The 17,995-nt window shown below is 61.1% G+C and carries 15 protein-coding genes and 1 other RNA gene; 4 read left to right on the forward strand and 12 right to left on the reverse strand.

The genetic code is table 11. From position 1 onward, the window contains the following. Positions 1–60 precede the first annotated feature (60 nt). The 12 genes from lapB to gyrA all read right to left on the reverse strand — a co-directional run bounded on the left by lapB (position 61) and on the right by gyrA (position 14,609). A complete protein-coding gene (gene lapB, locus H281_RS0120165; protein WP_020068969.1) occupies positions 61–1,236 on the reverse strand; it encodes a lipopolysaccharide assembly protein LapB in 1,176 nt (391 codons plus the stop codon). Positions 1,237–1,306: 70 nt separating this feature from the next. Further along, on the reverse strand, positions 1,307–1,600 hold the full coding sequence (locus H281_RS0120170) for a LapA family protein (protein WP_020068970.1): 294 nt from the start codon (positions 1,598–1,600) through the stop codon (positions 1,307–1,309). A 542-nt stretch (positions 1,601–2,142) separates the two neighbouring features. Beyond that, a complete protein-coding gene (locus tag H281_RS0120175; RefSeq protein WP_006050255.1) occupies positions 2,143–2,466 on the reverse strand; it encodes an integration host factor subunit beta in 324 nt (107 codons plus the stop codon). Between the two features lie 101 nt (positions 2,467–2,567). Next, positions 2,568–4,301 carry a 30S ribosomal protein S1 gene (rpsA, locus tag H281_RS0120180; RefSeq protein WP_020068971.1) on the reverse strand — a complete coding sequence of 578 codons (1,734 nt, stop codon included), beginning with the start codon at positions 4,299–4,301 and terminating at the stop codon, positions 2,568–2,570. Between the two features lie 174 nt (positions 4,302–4,475). Then, a complete protein-coding gene (gene cmk / locus H281_RS0120185) occupies positions 4,476–5,162 on the reverse strand; it encodes a (d)CMP kinase (RefSeq protein WP_020068972.1) in 687 nt (228 codons plus the stop codon). A gap of 35 nt (positions 5,163–5,197) precedes the next feature. Continuing rightward, the gene (aroA, locus tag H281_RS0120190) at positions 5,198–6,502 is read right to left on the reverse strand and encodes a 3-phosphoshikimate 1-carboxyvinyltransferase (RefSeq protein ID WP_020068973.1); all 1,305 of its coding nucleotides are present in this window, start codon (positions 6,500–6,502) and stop codon (positions 5,198–5,200) included. A gap of 19 nt (positions 6,503–6,521) precedes the next feature. Beyond that, entirely contained in the window at positions 6,522–7,463 is a 942-nt protein-coding gene (locus H281_RS0120195) for a prephenate dehydrogenase (RefSeq protein WP_020068974.1), read from the reverse strand. A gap of 52 nt (positions 7,464–7,515) precedes the next feature. Then, a complete protein-coding gene (hisC, locus tag H281_RS0120200; RefSeq protein ID WP_020068975.1) occupies positions 7,516–8,628 on the reverse strand; it encodes a histidinol-phosphate transaminase in 1,113 nt (370 codons plus the stop codon). A gap of 84 nt (positions 8,629–8,712) precedes the next feature. Beyond that, positions 8,713–9,795, reverse strand: a complete 1,083-nt coding sequence (pheA, locus tag H281_RS0120205; RefSeq protein WP_027804783.1) for a prephenate dehydratase — start codon at positions 9,793–9,795, stop codon at positions 8,713–8,715. Between the two features lie 76 nt (positions 9,796–9,871). After that, positions 9,872–10,954 carry a 3-phosphoserine/phosphohydroxythreonine transaminase gene (serC, locus tag H281_RS0120210; RefSeq protein ID WP_027804784.1) on the reverse strand — a complete coding sequence of 361 codons (1,083 nt, stop codon included), beginning with the start codon at positions 10,952–10,954 and terminating at the stop codon, positions 9,872–9,874. A gap of 294 nt (positions 10,955–11,248) precedes the next feature. After that, complete coding sequence (locus H281_RS0120215; protein WP_027776416.1) at positions 11,249–11,851, reverse strand: DUF2059 domain-containing protein; 603 nt, start codon at positions 11,849–11,851, stop codon at positions 11,249–11,251. Positions 11,852–11,972: 121 nt separating this feature from the next. Beyond that, complete coding sequence (gene gyrA, locus H281_RS0120220) at positions 11,973–14,609, reverse strand: DNA gyrase subunit A (protein WP_027804785.1); 2,637 nt, start codon at positions 14,607–14,609, stop codon at positions 11,973–11,975. A gap of 487 nt (positions 14,610–15,096) precedes the next feature. On the opposite strand from gyrA, the gene ompA reads away from it, so the two are divergent. The 4 genes from ompA to ssrA all read left to right on the forward strand — a co-directional run bounded on the left by ompA (position 15,097) and on the right by ssrA (position 17,876). After that, positions 15,097–15,744: an outer membrane protein OmpA gene (gene ompA / locus H281_RS0120225; protein ID WP_013340148.1), complete on the forward strand. Its 648-nt coding sequence runs from the start codon at positions 15,097–15,099 to the stop codon at positions 15,742–15,744. A gap of 202 nt (positions 15,745–15,946) precedes the next feature. After that, positions 15,947–16,645: a bifunctional 2-polyprenyl-6-hydroxyphenol methylase/3-demethylubiquinol 3-O-methyltransferase UbiG gene (ubiG, locus tag H281_RS0120230; RefSeq protein WP_020068980.1), complete on the forward strand. Its 699-nt coding sequence runs from the start codon at positions 15,947–15,949 to the stop codon at positions 16,643–16,645. Between the two features lie 29 nt (positions 16,646–16,674). Continuing rightward, a complete protein-coding gene (gene gph / locus H281_RS0120235; protein ID WP_020068981.1) occupies positions 16,675–17,388 on the forward strand; it encodes a phosphoglycolate phosphatase in 714 nt (237 codons plus the stop codon). A 118-nt stretch (positions 17,389–17,506) separates the two neighbouring features. Further along, positions 17,507–17,876, forward strand: a transfer-messenger RNA (tmRNA) gene (ssrA, locus tag H281_RS35730). The last annotated feature ends 119 nt before the right edge of the window (positions 17,877–17,995 follow it).

Here is a 17,995-nt window from a genome sequence, read left to right on the forward strand (position 1 = left end):
TGATGATTCCCGGCGGTAAAGAGGCCGGTCATCAGCACGATGTCAAATCCGTCCGCGAACTCAGTTCGTCGCGGTGATCGGTTCGACCCGGCGCGGCGCGTAGGTTTCCCAACCGCTGCAACCCGGGCACTGCCAGTAGAAAAGCCGCGCCCTGAAGCCGCAATTCTGGCACGTGTAGCGCGGCAGATTTTTGGTGCGCTGGCGGATCAGCGTGCGCATCAGTTCGAGTTCGCTGCGCCGCGGCTCTTCCGCGACGGCCTGTTGCGCTTCGAGCAGCCGCGTCATACCCGCGAGGTTGGGCGACTTTTGCATCTGCGAGCGTGCGAGCGCGTGCGCCGCATCTGGCCCGCGCAGCGACGCGACGTGGTGGTACGCGACGTCGAGCAGATCATTGCTCGGATAGCGGTCGACCCACGTGGTGAGCAGATCGGCGCCTTCCTGCGCCCGGCCGAGCGCTTCGTACGCCTTCATCAGCTTCTCGGCGACGAGCGGCAGATAGGCAGGGTTCTGTTCCTCGACCCGCCGCCATTGTTCGATCGCCGCTTCCTGTGCGCCGCCGGCCGCGTCGACGTCGCCAAACAGAATCGTGGCGCGCACGTTGGTAGGGTTCGCCTTCAGCGCGAAGCCGAGTTGCCGGCGTGCTTCGTCGGGCTTTTTCTGTTGCAGCGCTTCCTGCGCGAGTTCGCAATGGAACTGCGCGATTTCCTTGTCGAGCGACTCCGCGCCCATCGTTTCGAGATGACGCGCTGTGTCGATCGACTTGATCCAGTCCTTCTCGATTTCGTAGATCGTAAGCAGCGCGCGCTGCGCACCCAACGCGTAGTCGCCGGTTTCGAGCGAACGGAAGGTTTCTTCCGCGCGGTCCAGCAGGCCGGCTTTCAGGAAGTCCTGCCCGAGTTCGAATAGCGCGTGATCACGCTCGCTGACCGGCAGATCCGCACGACTCAGCAGATTCTGATGCACGCGAATGGCGCGGTCCGTTTCTCCGCGGCGCCGGAACAGATTGCCCAGCGCAAAGTGAAGTTCGACAGTTTCAGGATCGAGCTTGACGACTTCGATGAACGCGTCGATCGCCTGATCCGGCTGCTCGTTGAGCAGAAAGTTGAGTCCGCGGAAATAGGAGCGCGGAAGATTGGCGCTTTCTGACAGCAGCGTCTTGAGGTCGTAGCGCGCAGCCATCCAGCCGAACGCAAAAGCGACGGGTATGACGAGCAGCCACCAGAAGTCTAGATCCATGCGATGAATGCAAATGAGCCTGAAGGCGGAAATGGAATGCCGCGCGCTATGAGCGCGGCGAACGACAAAATCAGATCAGCGGCGGCATGGGCGGCTGTTCAACGACGACCGGCGCCTCGCGGGCCACACGCAGTTCTCGCTTGAGGCGGCCATTCTCCATGCGCAGGCGCACGACAGCCGGCATCGACGAAACGAGCCCCGCGAGCAGCCCAACCCCGAAAAACGCGAGTCCAATCAGGATGAGCGGCGCCGACCACGCGTAGCCAGCGAGGAAATTCAGCGTAGCAGGTTGCGTATTGGAGAGTGCGAGCACCAGCAGCAGCACGAACACCAGTACACGGATCAGCCAGACGATAAATTTCATGAATAGATCTCTTGACGGCATTTGCGGGGTGACGCCGGCCTGATGACGCGTCGCGCCACGGTGTTGCCCGCGCCGAAGTGACCCGTATTGTAATTGAAGCCCTCGCGACTGGGCAGGAACTGGCGGATCCTGCGCTTACAGAAAAGCAGCGGTGATGATGCGGGCGGGGTTCCGGTTTGACGCGATCGTTGTGAGCTTAGTGTGGGTGGATGTGTCGCGGGGATTGGGGCTTGGACGGCGGCTTGACGGCGGCTGGGATGGCGGCTGGACGGCAGCTTGAGACTCGACGTACAAGTGGTCTTGAAGTCGACCGAGAACTCGGCGTGGAAACTGCTTGATATCTTGGCTGAAATCGCGGCTATTAAGGCGCCGGACACTGCGGCCGACAACTCAACCGGCACGTGCGTGTCCGCGGAGGTGGACCGAAAATGCGCAGGCGAAAAAAAAGCGCCCGGAGGCGCATTTCTTCTCTTTGCCGACTGGCACTGGCCGCTGACGCTACCAAAGCCACGCTGCCAAATGCACAGCGTATGGCGAAGCATTTACAGATCGTCGTCCGGCTCTTCCGCCTTCAACGGCTCACCCGCGCGACGATCGACGCGCTCGCGCAATTCCTTGCCCGGCTTGAAGTGCGGCACGTACTTCTCAGGCACCAGCACTTTTTCGCCCGACTTCGGATTGCGCCCGACGCGGGAAGGACGGCGGTTCAGGCCGAAGCTGCCGAAACCTCGAATTTCGATGCGATGACCTTTGGCAAGTGCCTCCGACATCGCATCAAGCATCGTCTTCACTGCGAAATCCGCATCTTTCAGGACAAGTTGCGGAAACCGCGTAGCCAGTTGGGCGACCAATTCCGATTTGGTCATACTGCAGCAGACCTCTCAAGAAAACGCCGAGCCGCCCCCAGGTTTTCCCCGCAAAGGGATACCTGCCGCGCAAAGACGGCAGGTTCGGGGGCGTTCCTCAATTACTGGTTCTGACCGTCGAGCTTGGCCTTCAGCAGTGCGCCGAGGTTGGTCGTGCCGGTAGCAGCTGCGCTGGAATCCGACGAAGCCAGGCCGCGGATCGCTTCCTGTTGCTCAGCCGAGTCCTTCGCCTTGATCGACAGGTTGATGCCACGCGACTTGCGATCGATGTTGATGATCATCGCGTTGACCTTGTCGCCTTCCTTCAGCACGTTACGAGCATCTTCCACGCGGTCTTGTGCGATTTCCGAAGCGCGCAGGTAGCCTTCGACTTCAGCCGACAGCTGAACCACTGCACCCTTCGCGTCTACCGTCTTGACCACGCCGTCGACGATCGAGCCCTTGTCGTTCATTGCAACGAAGTTGCTGAACGGGTCGCCTTCGAGCTGCTTGATACCCAGCGAAATGCGTTCCTTCTCGACGTCGATGCCGAGAACAATCGCTTCCACTTCGTCGCCCTTCTTGTACTTGCGAACAGCTTCTTCGCCCGTTTCCGACCACGACAGGTCCGACAGGTGAACCAGACCGTCGATGCCGCCCGGCAGACCGATGAAGACGCCGAAGTCGGTGATCGACTTGATTGCGCCTTGCAGCTTGTCGCCCTTCTTGAAATTGCGGCTGAAGTCGTCCCACGGGTTCGGCTTGCACTGCTTCATGCCGAGGCTGATACGGCGGCGATCTTCGTCGATTTCGAGAACCATGACTTCGACTTCGTCGCCCAACTGAACAACCTTCGACGGTGCAACGTTCTTGTTCGTCCAGTCCATTTCCGACACGTGGACGAGGCCTTCAATGCCCGATTCCACTTCGACGAATGCGCCGTAGTCGGTGATGTTCGTAACCTTACCGAACAGGCGCGTGCCCGACGGGTAACGACGGGAGATGCCTTCCCACGGATCGTCGCCGAGTTGCTTGATGCCCAGCGAAACGCGGTTCTTTTCCTGGTCGAACTTGAGGATCTTCGCGGTGACTTCCTGGCCAACCGACAGCACTTCGCTCGGGTGACGCACACGACGCCATGCGATGTCGGTGATGTGCAGCAGGCCGTCGATACCGCCGAGGTCCACGAACGCGCCGTAGTCGGTGATGTTCTTCACCACGCCTTCAACGATCGCGCCTTCCTTCAGCGTTTCGAGCAGCTTTGCGCGCTCTTCACCCTGGGTCGCTTCGATCACGGCACGGCGCGACAACACGACGTTGTTACGCTTGCGGTCGAGCTTGATGACGCGGAATTCGAGCGTCTTGCCTTCGTACGGGGTCGTGTCCTTGACCGGACGCGTGTCGACCAGCGAACCCGGCAGGAACGCGCGGATGCCGTTGACCATGACGGTCATGCCGCCCTTGACCTTGCCCGTGATCGTGCCGGTCACGAGTTCGTTGTTGTCGAGAGCCTTTTCCAGCGACAGCCACGAAGCCAGACGCTTCGCCTTGTCGCGCGACAGGATCGTGTCGCCATAGCCGTTTTCCAGCGCGTCGATCGCGACGGAAACGAAGTCGCCCGCCTGCACTTCTACCTCGCCCGCGTCGTTCAGGAACTCTTCGAGCGGGATGTAGGCTTCGGACTTGAGACCAGCGTTGACGACCACGAAGTTGTGGTCAACACGCACGACTTCGGCGGAGATCACTTCGCCGGCGCGCATGTCTTGCTTGGTCAGCGACTCTTCGAACAGAGCCGCAAAAGATTCGGTATTCGGGGTAGAGGTTTGCAGGTCGGACATAAAAATCGAAATTTGCATGGTTCTCGCGCTGCCCGGCTGGCCGGACGGTCAGCAACTACGGCAAGAATGCGAATGCCACGCGGGGTTAAAGGGTTAATACAACGCTTCGCGACCATCGCGAAGCACCAACACACAATGGAACTACGACTGCGGCCGCGCATTCATGTGCGACCGATGCTCGATGCATTCCAGTCACGCCTGCGGAACCAAGGCTTCGTACCATTGGACTACCTGCTCGACCGCCTGATCGACCGATAAGGCGGACGTATCGAGCAGCTTTGCATCCGCTGCGGGCTTAAGCGGCGCGGCTGCGCGCTGACTGTCACGCTCGTCGCGCTCACGCAAATCCCGGAGCAAGTTATCTATGTTAGCAGAAAAGCCTTTTTGTATCAATTGCTTATGCCGCCGCGCCGCGCGGGCTTCCACACTGGCGGTCATGAACACCTTGAGCACGGCGTCCTGGAAGATGACCGTCCCCATATCGCGACCGTCCGCGACGAGGCCCGGCTCCTTGCGAAACGCCCGCTGGCGCGCCACCAGCGCGGCCCTCACCGGGGCATGCACGGCGATCGCTGAAGCGCGGCTGCCCACTTCCTCGGCGCGAATGTCCGCCGAAACGTCCACTCCGTCGAGCTGAGCAAGGCCTTCGCGAAACGTGATATGCAGGTCGTCGATCAGCTTTACAAGGGCTTCGACGTCGTCCGCCGCGACGTTGTAGCGAATGCTGGCGAGCGCGGCGAGGCGGTACAGCGCGCCGCTGTCGAGCAGGTGGAAGCCGAGGCTGGCGGCAACCAGCGCGGCCACGGTGCCTTTGCCGGAGGCACTCGGGCCGTCGATCGTAATGACGGGCGTCTGGTGAAAGGGACGGATCAGTTTCATCGAAAGAGTCGCACGTCAGGCGATTCGCACAGGAATCAGGGTTGGGCAAGCGCGGTGAAGCGCTCGAAATAATCGGGAAATGTCTTGCCGACGCACTTCGGGTCGTTGATCCGGACAGGCACGCCGCCGAGACTCACGAGCGAAAAACACATCGCCATGCGGTGATCGTCGTAGGTGTCGATCGACGCGTTCGGAATCAGTTTCTCTGGCGGCGTGACCACCAGGAAGTCTTCGCCCTCCTGCACCTTCGCGCCGACCTTGCGCAGTTCGGTGGCCATCGCCGCGATCCGGTCCGTCTCTTTCACCCGCCAGCTCGCAATGTTGCGCAGCGTGGTCGTGCCGTCGGCGAACAGCGCGGCAACCGCTATGGTCATGGCGGCGTCGGGGATCAGGTTGAAGTCCGTGTCGATCGGCTCGAGCTTGCCGCTGTCGTGGCCGACGCCGCGCACTTCGATCCAGTCCTCGCCCATTTGCAGATTCGCGCCCATCTTGATGAGCGCATCCGCGAAGCCGACGTCGCCCTGAATGCTTGAACGGCCGACGCCCTCCACCTTCAGCGGCCCGCCGCCGAGGGCGCCCGCCGCGAGGAAATAGGACGCCGACGACGCGTCGCCCTCCACCATGATGGTGCCCGGCGATTGGTAACGCTGCCCCGCCGGCACCACGAACTGATGCCAGCCATTGCGCTCGACCTCGATGCCAAAGCGCGCCATCAGCTTGATCGTGATATCGATATACGGCTTGGAAATGAGTTCGCCGTCGACCTGAACGGTGCTCACGCCGCTTTCGGTGCGCAAAAGCGGCAGTGTCATCAGCAGCGAGGTGAGGAACTGGCTGGAGACGTCGCCGCGCACGCGGATCGGCGCCTCGGCGGAAATCTGCGCCGGGCGGATTCGCAGCGGCGGAAAACCTTCGTTTTCTTCGTAGTCGATTTTCGCGCCGATCTGCCGCAATCCATCGACCAGATCGCCGATTGGCCGCTCGTGCATGCGCGGCACGCCGTGAATGCGATAGTCGCCGCCATTCACCGCGAGTGCCGCAGTCAGCGGACGAACCGCCGTACCGGCATTGCCGAGGAACAGATCGGCCGTGCGCGCCGTGAAAGCGCCGCGCGTGCCGGTCACGACGCACGTGTCGCCGTCGCGCTTCAGACGCACGCCCAGCTTTTCGAGCGCGTCGAGCATCACGCGCGTGTCGTCGGAGTCGAGCAGGTTCGTGATTGTCGTTTCGCCTTCGGCGAGCGCCGCGAGCAGCAGCACCCGATTCGAAATGCTCTTCGAGCCAGGCAAACGAACCGTGCCGGACGCACGAGAAAATGGTCCGAGATCGAGGAATTCCATGATTAAGTCCAGTTTCCGGTTATTTGGACGCGTCGCCCGGCGCGCCGCCGCCCGCGCGTTGCTCCTGCCATTCGGTACGCGCGAGGCGCGAGCGGGCGAACACGGCTTCGAGCGCGGCGCCGTCGGCAGCCTCGATAGCCGTGCGCAGGCGCGCCAGCACCGCAGAATAGGCATCGAGTTCGTCAAGCAGTGCAACGCGGTTGGCAATGCAGACGTCGCGCCACATCTCCGGGCTCGACGCGGCAATTCGCGTGAAGTCGCGAAAGCCGCCCGCGGCGAACGAAAATTTCAGTGCGGCATCGGGCGAATTGAGAATCTGCTCGACGAGCGCGAACGACAATACATGCGGCAAATGACTGACCGAAGCGAACACGCGGTCGTGCTGCTCTGGTGCCATGTCGCGCACGAGCGCGCCAGTCGCGCGCCACATCGCCGCGATGCGCTCGACGGTACCCGGCGCATTCTCCGGCAACGGACACAGTACGACATTGCGGCCGACATACAGGTCCGGCAACGCGGCCTCGACGCCGCTCGACTCGCGCCCGGCAATGGGATGCCCTGGCACGAACTGGCCGATGCGCGCGCCCAGTGCGGCACGGGCAGCGGCGACAACGTCGGATTTGGTGCTGCCGGCGTCGGTCACGATCGTATCCGCGCCGAGAAATGGCGCAATGCACTCAAGAAGCGGCTGAGTCTGCGCGACAGGCGCCGCGAGCAGCACGACGTCGGCGTCGGCAAGCGCTTCGCGCAGCGCGGCGTCGTCGGACAATGCCGCCGAACTATCGATCACGCCGAGTTCGACCGCGCGCCCGGTCGACGCAGCCGAGCGGCCCACGCCAATTACCGTGCGCGCGCCGTCCGCTTCGCCGCGCTCGCGCAGTGCGCGCGCAAGCGATCCGCCGATAAGGCCGACACCAAAAATCACCAGCTTGTTAAAAGAAAACGCGGCCACGTCGGTCACACAAAAAGCGCGCCTTTCATATCGACGAGGCGCGTGGGTCAAGGTTCGCCGCCTAGGCGGTGGCGAGGGTTTTTTCGAGTGCGGCGATGAACGCTTCGTTTTCTTCCGGCAGTCCGATCGTGACGCGCAGCCACTGCGGTAATCCGTAGTTGCCGACCGGGCGCACGATCACGCCCTGCTTCAGCAATTCGATGTTCACGCGATTGCCGGCCGCGTCGTCATTGCCGACACGCACCAGTACGAAATTGCCGTCGGACGGTACGTATTCGAGGCCGAGCTTCTCGAACGCTTCGGTCAAACGGCGATAACCCTGCGCGTTGAGCGCCGCGCTTTTCTCCAGGAACGCCTTGTCGTTGAGCGCGGCGATAGCTGCGGCTTGCGCGAGCGTATTCACGTTGAACGGCTGACGCAGACGGTTCAGCAAGTCGGTCAACTCCGGTTGGGCGATCGCGAAGCCGACACGCAAGCCCGCGAGACCGAACGCCTTCGAAAACGTGCGCGACACGAGCAGGCTCGGATAACGGCGCACCCACTCGATGGAGTCGTAGCGCTTTTCCGCAGGCAGATATTCGGTGTACGCCTCGTCCAGAACCACTGCCACGTTGCGCGGCACCTTGTCGAGAAACGCTTCGAGCTTCGAACCTTCGATAAACGTACCGGTCGGGTTGTTCGGATTGGCGACGAAGATCAGGCGCGTGTCGTCGGTGATCGCGGCCAGCATCGCGTCGAGATCGTGCCCATATTCGACAGCCGGCACCACGATCGCCCGCGCGCCCAAGCCTTGCGTGGCGAGTGCGTAGACCGCGAACGAGTACTGCGCGTAAATGATCGACTGCCCTTTCTCGACGAACGCGTGCGCGGCAATCTCGAGAATGTCGTTGCTGCCATTGCCGAGCGTGATCCAGTCCGACGGCACGCCGTAGCGCTCGCTCAGTGCGGCCTTCAGCTCGAACGCATTCGCGTCGGGATAGCGGCCCAGCTCGCTCGCGGCTTGCGCCATCGCACGTTTAGCGGACTCCGGCATGCCGAGCGGGTTCTCGTTTGATGCGAGCTTCACGATATTCGCTTCGTCCAACCCGAACTCGCGCGCCACTTCAGAAATGGGCTTACCGGCAATGTAGGGCGCTATAGCGCGTACGTAAGAAGGACCGAAGGACGTTGTCATGAAATCTCCGAACGATTATTAGAAAAGTCGCGGCCAGCGCGCCGGCCTGCTGTCTGCGTGAGCTTACTCGCCGACCGGTGACCGTTAGCGCGCACGCGGATACGAGCCGAGAATCTTCAGAAATGCTGCCTTCTGGCCAAGCTCTTCAAGCGCGGCAGCTACAGCCGGATCGTCGCGGTGGCCCTCGACGTCGATATAAAAGTAGTACTCCCACGTACCCACGCGCGCTGGCCGCGATTCGAAGCGGGTCATCGAGACGCTATGACGCGCGAGCGGCTCCAGCAGCTTGAACACGGCGCCCGGCTCATTTGCCACCGACACGATCAGCGACGTCTGGTCGTGTCCGCTCACGCCTGTGCGCTCCTTGCCGATCATGACGAAGCGGGTGCGGTTGTGCGGGTCGTCCTGAATCAGCGCATAGGCGACTTGCAAGCCGTAGTGGGTCGCAGCGCGGTCGCCCGCGATCGCCGCGACGGTCGGATCTTCCGCCGCCATGCGCGCGGCTTCCGCGTTGCTCGACACCGCCTGACGCTCCAGATGCGGCGCATTGGTCGCGAGCCAGCGCTGACATTGCGCGAGCGCCTGCGCGTGCGCACACACGCGCGTGACACCCGCAAGGCCGCCATTCAGCGTCAACAGATTGTGATGAATCGGCAACGCAAGTTCGCCGCCAATGGCCAACTGAGTTTGCAACAGCAGATCCAGCGTGCGCGATACCGCGCCTTCGGTCGAATTCTCGACAGGCACGACACCGAATTCGGCGGCGCCCGCTTCGACCGAGCGAAATACTTCGTCGATCGACGGACACGGCAGCCCCTCGATCGATTGACCGAAGTACTCGTGCATGGCCTGCTCGCTGTAGGTGCCCACCGGCCCGAGGTAAGCCGCCTTGATTGTCTTTTCTAGCGCCCGGCTGGCCGCCATGATCTCGCGCCAGATCGCGCTGATATGCTCGCTCGCGAGCGGCCCCTCGCTCATGTCCTGCAGACGGGCGATCACCTGCTGCTCGCGCTCGGGGCGAAACACCGGCGCGTTGAAATGCTTTTTGACCTCGCCGACTTCGAGCGCCACCGCGGCGCGCTGATTGAGAAGCGCGATCAGCTGCGCGTCGAGCGCGTCGATGCGTTCGCGAAGAGGTTTGAGTCGGTTATTGAGTTCGTCGTCCATGCGTGAAAACGGTCCTGCCGATAGCTGCTGGAAAAAAGCGTGCTGGAAAGGATGCGCGCGCCGAATGCCGAAGCACTCAGGCGCTGCGCTGTTCAAATTCCTTCATGTATTCGACAAGCGCTTTGACGCCTTCGAGCGGAACGGCGTTGTAAATCGACGCCCGCATGCCGCCGACGGACTTGTGGCCCTTTAGCTGCACCATTCCCCGCGCTTTCGCGCCGGCGAGGAATTCTTCATTGCGCGACTCGTCGGCGAGGAAGAACGGTACGTTCATCCGCGAACGCGAGCTACGCTCGACCTTGTTCAGATAGAAGCTGCTCGAGTCGATCGTGTCGTACAACAGCTTCGATTTTTCGAGATTACGTGCTTCGATCGCAGCAAGGCCGCCCTGCTTCTTCAACCACTTGAACACCAGCCCCGCGATGTAGATCGCATACGTGGGCGGCGTGTTGTACATGGAATTGTTCTCGGCGACGGTCTTCCATTCGAACGCCGACGGGCAAATGGCCTGCGCGCGATCCAGCATGTCCTCGCGCACGATCACGACCGTCACGCCGGCCATGCCGATATTCTTCTGCGCACCGCCAAACAGCACGCCGTATTTGGCGATGTCCATGGGACGCGACAGGATGTGAGATGACGCGTCCGCCACCAACGGCACGTTGCCGAGATCAGGAATCTCGAATGTCTCGACGCCGTGGATCGTCTCGTTCGTGCACAAGTGCACGTAAGCCGGATCGTCCGACATTTGCCATTCGGAAAATGCGGGCGCGCGCGTGAAACCGTCAGCCGTCTCGCCGCTTGCCGCAACGTGCACGGTGCCGTACTTCTGCGCTTCCTTCAGTGACTTTTGCGACCACGAACCCGTGACGACGAAGTCGGCGCGCGGCTTCCAACCGAGCAGGTTCATCGGCACGATTGCGTTTTCGCCGAGACCGCCACCTTGCAGAAACAGGATGCGGTGGCTCGCCGGCACGGCCAGCAACTCGCGCAGGTCGAGGAGCGCTTCCTCGTGGATCGACATGAATTCTTTTCCACGATGGCTCATTTCCATCACGCTCATACCGCTGCCTTGCCAGTCGAGCATCTCGTCGGCTGCCTGACGCAGCACTTCTTCGGGCATGGCCGCCGGGCCGGCGGAGAAATTAAAGACGCGCATCGTGAGATCCTGAAAGCGGCGCGAAAACGGAAGATCGCGCACGAGTCGGCGAAGAGGCCGCCGCGAAAATAAGCTGCTGAACCGGCTAGATTTATTGACAGACGAGAAACGCTGTGTCGATCTGCAACGCGGCGATCAAAACGCAGCAGACTCCACAATCTCGCGCCAAAAAATAATGGCCATTTGCGCACACGCGCAAACGGCCATTATCGCACTGTCCCCGCGAACCCGCCAAACCCGGCGGCCCGGCAAGGGGCCGCCACTGGCGCGCGAGCGCAGTATTCGCCCGAGGCTTTACTTAGCCGGCTTGACCGAAGCGACTTCCTTGTCAGCCTGGTCACGCGTCGCCTTGATCGATTGCGGCATGTACTTTTGCATCAAGCCGTTGACGACGTCGCGGCCAACCTGGTCTTGAACCTGGATGAATTTGCGGCCCGTCGGGCTCTTGTAGAACGTGGTCAGATCTTTGATTTCCGACGTGCTGTAGTACTTTGCGTAAGCATCGTACTGAGCTTGCATTGCGTCCTGGCGGAAGCTGTCCGTCGCGAAGACCTGGCCTGCGCCGTCAACCAGCTTCGGCACTGCGTTCTTTTGCAGCGTCGGGACGGAAGCCTGCTTCTGCTTGTCCGTCATCGTCTTGTTCTCGCTCAGCGCGTCCGAGAGGATAGCCGGGACCAGCTGCTTTGCTTGCATTTGCGCGCTGTTGCCGATTGCGCCGACGAGCTTCTGCGCGTCGATTGCGTCCAGCAGGTCCTTGATTGCAGCCTGCTTGGCCGGATCAACCGGTGCTGCGGCAGCAGCCGGAGCCGACGGAGCCTGGCTCTGAAGCGCTTGAGCCATTGCAAACGTCGGCACGAGGGCAGCCAGCAACGCCAGTTGTTTAAATCGTTTCTGCATCATTACTCCCTAATAGAAATTGACTTGAACTGCTTGCCGCGCAGAAAGCATGTCGGCCCGACACGCTATGTTTCCTGCGCAGCTTTCAACCGGTTAACGAATGCGCAAGCTGCGACGCAGGTCAGGCCGCACCGCCGTCTTCGACGTCGTTGCTGCCGTCGGCGGGACCTTCGGCGTCGCCTTCCACATCGACGTCTGCTTCTGCTTCGGCAACCTGTTGCAGACCTGAAAGCTTGGTCCCTTCGTCAAGGCTGATGAGTGTAACACCTTGGGTTGCACGGCCCATTTCTCGAATTTCCGACACGCGCGTACGGATAAGCACGCCCGTATTGGTGATCAGCATGATCTGCGCTTCCTGATCGACCAGCGTGGCCGCGACGACCTTGCCGTTGCGCTCCGACGTCTGGATCGCGATCATGCCTTTCGTGCCGCGACCGTGACGCGTGTACTCGGTGATCGGCGTGCGTTTGCCAAAGCCGTTTTCCGTAGCCGTGAGCACCGACTGCTGCTCGTCGCCCGCCACCAGCAACGCGATCACGTTCTGACCGTCTTCGAGTTGCATGCCACGGACGCCGCGCGCCTCGCGTCCCATTGGCCGCACGTCGTTTTCGTCGAAGCGGACCGCCTTGCCAGAATCGGAGAACAGCATGACGTCGTGTTGACCGTCTGTGATAGCCGCGCCGATCAGGTAATCGCCGTCATCGAGACCGACCGCGATAATACCCTTGCGCAACGGTCGGCTGAAGGCTTCGAGCGGCGTCTTCTTTACCGTTCCTAACGCGGTGGCCATGAACACGAACTTGTCTGCGGAAAATTCCTTGACCGGCAACACGACCGTGATCTTTTCGCCTTCCAGCAGCGGGAACATATTGACGATCGGACGACCGCGCGAATTCCGCGAACCTTGCGGCACTTCGTAGACCTTGACCCAATACACGCGGCCGCGGTTCGAGAAGCACAGAATATGGTCGTGCGTGTTCGCGATGAACAGCGTGTCGATCCAGTCGTCTTCCTTCATGGAAGTCGCCTGCTTGCCGCGACCGCCGCGCTTCTGGGCGCGATATTCGGACAACGGCTGCGATTTGACGTAACCGGCGTGCGACATGGTCACGACCATTTCTTGCGGCGTGATCAGATCTTCGGTGTTCAGCTCAGTTGCGTTCAGCTCGATCTTGGAGCGGCGCGCGTCGCCGAATTCCGACTTGATCGAGGTGAGTTCGTCGACGATGATCGCCGTAATCCGCTCCGGGCGCGCGAGGATGTCCAGCAAATCGGCAATCTGCGCCATGACGTCGCGATACTCGCCAATGATCTTGTCCTGCTCCAGGCCGGTCAGGCGCTGCAGACGCATCTGCAGAATTTCCTGAGCCTGGGTGTCGGACAAACGGTAGAGGCCGTCCGACTGCATACCGAAGGACGGATTCAATCCGTCAGGACGATAGGCTTCGCGGCCACCGGCCGACGCGTTTTCCGTTTCGGCGCGCGACAACATTTCTCGCACGAGGGAGGAATCCCACGGACGCGCCATCAATTCCTGCTTTGCGATCGGCGGAGTCGGCGCGGCCTTGATGATCGCGATGAACTCGTCGATATTGGCGAGCGCAACGGCCAGACCCTCGAGCACGTGCCCACGTTCGCGAGCTTTGCGCAGTTCGTATACAGTGCGCCGCGTCAGCACTTCCCGGCGATGCGACAGGAAGCACGACAACATCTCCTTCAGATTCAGCAGCTTCGGCTGGCCGTCGACCAGCGCGACCATGTTCATGCCGAAGGTGTCCTGAAGCTGGGTCGCCTTGTACAGATTGTTCAGGACGACTTCCGGCACTTCGCCGCGCTTCAACTCGATCACGACGCGCATACCGCTCTTGTCGGACTCGTCGCGGATATCGGAAATGCCTTCCAGCTTTTTCTCGTTGACGAGTTCGGCAATACGCTCGAGAAGCGAGCGCTTGTTCACCTGATACGGCAATTCGTCGACGATGATCGACATGCGCTGGCCGCGATCGATCTCTTCGAAGTGCGTCAGCGCGCGCATTACCACGCGGCCACGGCCGGTGCGATAGCCGTCGCGCACGCCTGCCACGCCGTAAATGATGCCGGCGGTCGGGAAATCGGGGGCCGGAACGATCTCGATCAGTTCGTCAATCGTGGCTTCCGGGTTCCTGAGCAGGTGCTGGCACGCGTCGACAACCTCGTTCAGGTTGTGCGGCGGAATGTTGGTCGCCATGCCGACCGCGATACCCGACGAGCCGTTGATCAGCAAATTGGGAATGCGCGCGGGCAGAATGGCCGGCTCGTTCTCGCTGCCGTCGTAGTTCGGCGTGAAATCGACCGTTTCCTTGTCGATGTCGGCAAGCAGTTCGTGGCCGATCTTGGCCATGCGGATTTCGGTGTATCGCATGGCCGCGGCGTTGTCGCCGTCGACCGAACCGAAGTTGCCCTGGCCGTCTACCAGCATGTAACGCAGCGAAAAGTCCTGCGCCATCCGGACGATGGTGTCGTATACAGCCGTGTCGCCGTGCGGGTGGTACTTACCGATGACGTCGCCGACGATACGTGCCGACTTCTTGTACGCGCGGTTCCAGTCGTTGTTCAGTTCGTGCATCGCGTAAAGCACGCGCCGGTGGACCGGCTTCAGGCCATCGCGAACGTCGGGAAGCGCACGCCCTACAATCACGCTCATCGCGTAATCGAGATACGAACGGCGCATTTCCTCCTCTAGGGAGATTGGCAGAGTCTCTTTGGCGAATTGATCCATTATCCGTATCTTTTACGTGCGAAGGCGACGGGAAGACGGCGCCTTCGCGTAAGCATTGCAGGCGCAACGCATCACGCGATTCTAACATGCCGGTCATCCGCGCCCGACGGTCGCACGTATACCTATTAGCGAGTGCTCGGCAAAGGCGTCAGAGCGGCGTTCAAATGCCCCATATCCGGGCCGGCCAGGCTCGATTAATGCGTGGGGCAATTTCGCGCTCAGCCATGACTGGCGGGACGCTCCGGGGGATCGGTTCTGTTGCGCATGCACCACAATTGGAAGGCGTTTTGATCGGGGGCGGATTTTTTTATCGTCGGAAGGGAACGATATGGCAAAATGCCAACGCACAAAGAGTCAGACACTGCTCGAAGTCTACACACAACGTTTTTTGTTTGGCACCAATGTTATACTTCGAGCAATGTATGACTTGTCTTCGTCAACAGGCTCGCAGTAAACCTGCGGTAATCTCAAATTCGAGAGGAGAAATATGAATAAACTTTCAAAGCTCGCGTTCATTGCAGCTACCGCAGTTATGGCTGCATCCGCAATGGCACAGTCGGTGCCGGCGTCGCGACAAGCTACCAATGACAACTGGGTGAATGGTACTGGCGAATACGTGTGGATGAACGGCACGAACGAGCTTTGCTGGCGCGATGCATTCTGGACGCCGGCAACGGCTAACGCAAAGTGCGACGGCGCACTGGTTGCCCAGGCTCCGACGCCGCCGGCACCGGTCGCACCGGCACCGGCCATCACCAGCCAGAAGATCACGTATCAGGCTGACGCACTGTTCGACTTCGACAAGGCTATCCTGAAGCCGGCTGGCAAGGAAAAGCTGGACGATCTGGCATCGAAGATCCAGGGCTTGAACCTCGAAGTCGTCGTGGCAACGGGTTACACGGACCGCATCGGTTCGGACAAGTACAACGACCGTCTGTCGCTGCGTCGCGCTCAAGCTGTGAAGGCATACCTGGTCAGCAAGGGCATCGAATCCAACCGTATCTACACGGAAGGCAAGGGCAAGCGCAACCCGGTCACGACCGGTTGCAACCAGAAGAACCGCAAGCAACTCATCGCCTGCCTCGCACCGGATCGTCGCGTGGAAGTCGAAGTTGTCGGTACTTCGAAGCAGTAAGCTACAAACTACCGCAGTACAAAAAGCCCCGCTTCGGCGGGGCTTTTTTTTGCGCAGACTGCGCAGATCGCCGATCAATCCAGGCGAGCGCCGCCAACCGCTTGCACGCGCGGGCGGCATTTTGCCGCCCCGGCCCCTCGCCTATATACTCCGGGTTTATCCTCGAGCGCCCGCTCACCGCTCTCATCGAGGCAGCTTCGCCATGACCAACGCCGATCCCCACGAACTACAGAAATTCAGTGACCTTGCGCATCGTTGGTGGGACCCAAACGCCGAGTTCAAACCGCTGCATGAACTCAACCCCGTTCGCTTGAACTGGATCGACGCCCACGCGCATCTGGCCGGCAAGCACGTGCTGGACATCGGTTGCGGCGGCGGCATTCTGTCCGAGTCGATGGCCGGCTTGGGTGCGCACGTCAAAGGAATCGACTTGTCGAGCGAAGCTCTTGGCGTCGCCGATCTTCACAGCCTTGAAAGCGGTGTAACGGTTAATTACGAGGAGATCGCCGCCGAGGCGCTCGCCGCACGTGAGCCGGGCACCTACGACGTGGTCACCTGCATGGAAATGCTGGAACATGTGCCGCAGCCCGCAGCGATCGTCGAGGCGTGCAAGACGCTCGTCAAACCGGGCGGCTGGGTGTTCTTTTCCACGCTCAACCGTAACGTGAAGTCATACCTGTTTGCGGTGATCGGCGCGGAATACGTTGCGCGCATGCTGCCCAAAGGCACGCACGACTATGCGCGTTTTATCCGTCCGTCCGAACTCGCGGGCTTCGTGCGAGCCGCCGGCCTGCGCACTGCAGACATCAAGGGTATTGTCTATAACCCGCTCAGCAAGCACTTCGCGCTTTCCGCAGACACGAGTGTGAACTACATGCTCGCCTGCCGCCGCGACGCCTGATCCGCCCGAACGCCGACCCAATCCAATCGATGAGCGATCCTACGCCCCTGCCCCAACGCGAAGACCACGAAGACGCACTGGGTCTTTGCCAAGCCGTGCTGTTCGACCTCGACGGCACGCTGGCCGATACGGCGCCAGACCTTGCCGCCGCCGTCAACAAGATGCGCCATGATCGCGGGCTGGATATGGTCCCGCTCGAACGACTACGGCCGCTCGCGTCGGCTGGCGCGCGAGGGCTGCTCGGCGGGGCGTTTGGCATTGGGCCTGACGACCACGAGTTCGCATCGATGCGCGAGGAGTTCCTCGCCAACTACGAAGCGGACCTTTGCATCGAAACCACGCTCTTTCCCGGCATCCCCGAACTGCTCGATGAACTCGACGCGCGAGGCGTGCGCTGGGGCATCGTCACGAACAAGGTCGCGCGGCTCACGGAACCGCTAGTCGCGCAACTGGGTCTGGAAGAGCGGGCGGGCTGCGTGGTCAGCGGCGATACGACTCCGCACTCGAAACCACACCCGGCGCCGTTGCTGCACGCCGCTCGCGAACTCGACGTGACGCCCGAGCGCATCGTCTACGTCGGCGACGATCTGCGCGATGTGCAGGCGGGGTTTGCTGCCGGCATGAAGACGGTGGCTGCGGCCTACGGCTACTGCGGCGACGATATTCCGCCGACGCAATGGCATGCCCAGCATGTCGTGCAGTCGCCGGCCGAGCTGCAGAAGCTGCTTCGCGACATCGGTTAGCGACCGGCCTCGGCACGGGCCCGAACGGACAGCTCACATCCACCAGGAATGGGCCAAGACACGGCCGTCAAACTATTGTAAAATATACGTTGGCTCGAAGTTCTGAGCAACGAACCGCGGGGGCGACCTGGTTTCGACAGGGGTTGCGAAGCGGCTAGGGCATGTCGAGGACCCGTAACCTCGTTAATCAATGGGAAAAACGTAACTGCAAACGACGATACGTTCGCACTGGCAGCCTAAGGGCCGCCGTCCTCTGCCTAGTTCACTGACGGGCTAGAGTCGCAAGACCGGTAGCAATACCGACAGAGGTCATATACGTCAGTTAAGCCTTGACGGAGTCACGACGTCCGGGTCGAAAATCTAGTGAATCGCCGTAGTGCAGCGTGTTCGTCCGCGTCACTATGGTTAAATCAAATGACAGAACTAAACATGTAGAACTGGTCGTAGAGTGCTTCTGGACGCGGGTTCGATTCCCGCCGCCTCCACCAGACACCTTTCAGGCAAATGGCAATGCCTTAACGAATACCCCGACGGCGCTAGCCGCTCGGGGTTTTTTGTCTTTAGATCGCCAGCGCTTCGGCATGGCGATCCCACCCACCACGAACTG

This window comes from Paraburkholderia caledonica (assembly GCF_000383275.1).
Taxonomy (GTDB): Bacteria; Pseudomonadota; Gammaproteobacteria; order Burkholderiales; family Burkholderiaceae; genus Paraburkholderia; species Paraburkholderia caledonica.

What these genes read in the sequence shown, in the direction of transcription:
- lapB (WP_020068969.1), bottom strand. Translation starts at nt 1,236, where the DNA reads ATGGATCTAGACTTCTGGTGGCTGCTCGTCATACCCGTCGCTTTTGCG.
- H281_RS0120170 (WP_020068970.1), bottom strand. Translation starts at nt 1,600, where the DNA reads ATGAAATTTATCGTCTGGCTGATCCGTGTACTGGTGTTCGTGCTGCTG.
- H281_RS0120175 (WP_006050255.1), bottom strand. Translation starts at nt 2,466, where the DNA reads ATGACCAAATCGGAATTGGTCGCCCAACTGGCTACGCGGTTTCCGCAA.
- rpsA (WP_020068971.1), bottom strand. Translation starts at nt 4,301, where the DNA reads ATGCAAATTTCGATTTTTATGTCCGACCTGCAAACCTCTACCCCGAAT.
- cmk (WP_020068972.1), bottom strand. Translation starts at nt 5,162, where the DNA reads ATGAAACTGATCCGTCCCTTTCACCAGACGCCCGTCATTACGATCGAC.
- aroA (WP_020068973.1), bottom strand. Translation starts at nt 6,502, where the DNA reads ATGGAATTCCTCGATCTCGGACCATTTTCTCGTGCGTCCGGCACGGTT.
- hisC (WP_020068975.1), bottom strand. Translation starts at nt 8,628, where the DNA reads ATGACAACGTCCTTCGGTCCTTCTTACGTACGCGCTATAGCGCCCTAC.
- pheA (WP_027804783.1), bottom strand. Translation starts at nt 9,795, where the DNA reads ATGGACGACGAACTCAATAACCGACTCAAACCTCTTCGCGAACGCATC.
- serC (WP_027804784.1), bottom strand. Translation starts at nt 10,954, where the DNA reads ATGCGCGTCTTTAATTTCTCCGCCGGCCCGGCGGCCATGCCCGAAGAA.
- H281_RS0120215 (WP_027776416.1), bottom strand. Translation starts at nt 11,851, where the DNA reads ATGCAGAAACGATTTAAACAACTGGCGTTGCTGGCTGCCCTCGTGCCG.
- gyrA (WP_027804785.1), bottom strand. Translation starts at nt 14,609, where the DNA reads ATGGATCAATTCGCCAAAGAGACTCTGCCAATCTCCCTAGAGGAGGAA.
- ompA (WP_013340148.1), top strand. Translation starts at nt 15,097, where the DNA reads ATGAATAAACTTTCAAAGCTCGCGTTCATTGCAGCTACCGCAGTTATG.
- ubiG (WP_020068980.1), top strand. Translation starts at nt 15,947, where the DNA reads ATGACCAACGCCGATCCCCACGAACTACAGAAATTCAGTGACCTTGCG.
- gph (WP_020068981.1), top strand. Translation starts at nt 16,675, where the DNA reads ATGAGCGATCCTACGCCCCTGCCCCAACGCGAAGACCACGAAGACGCA.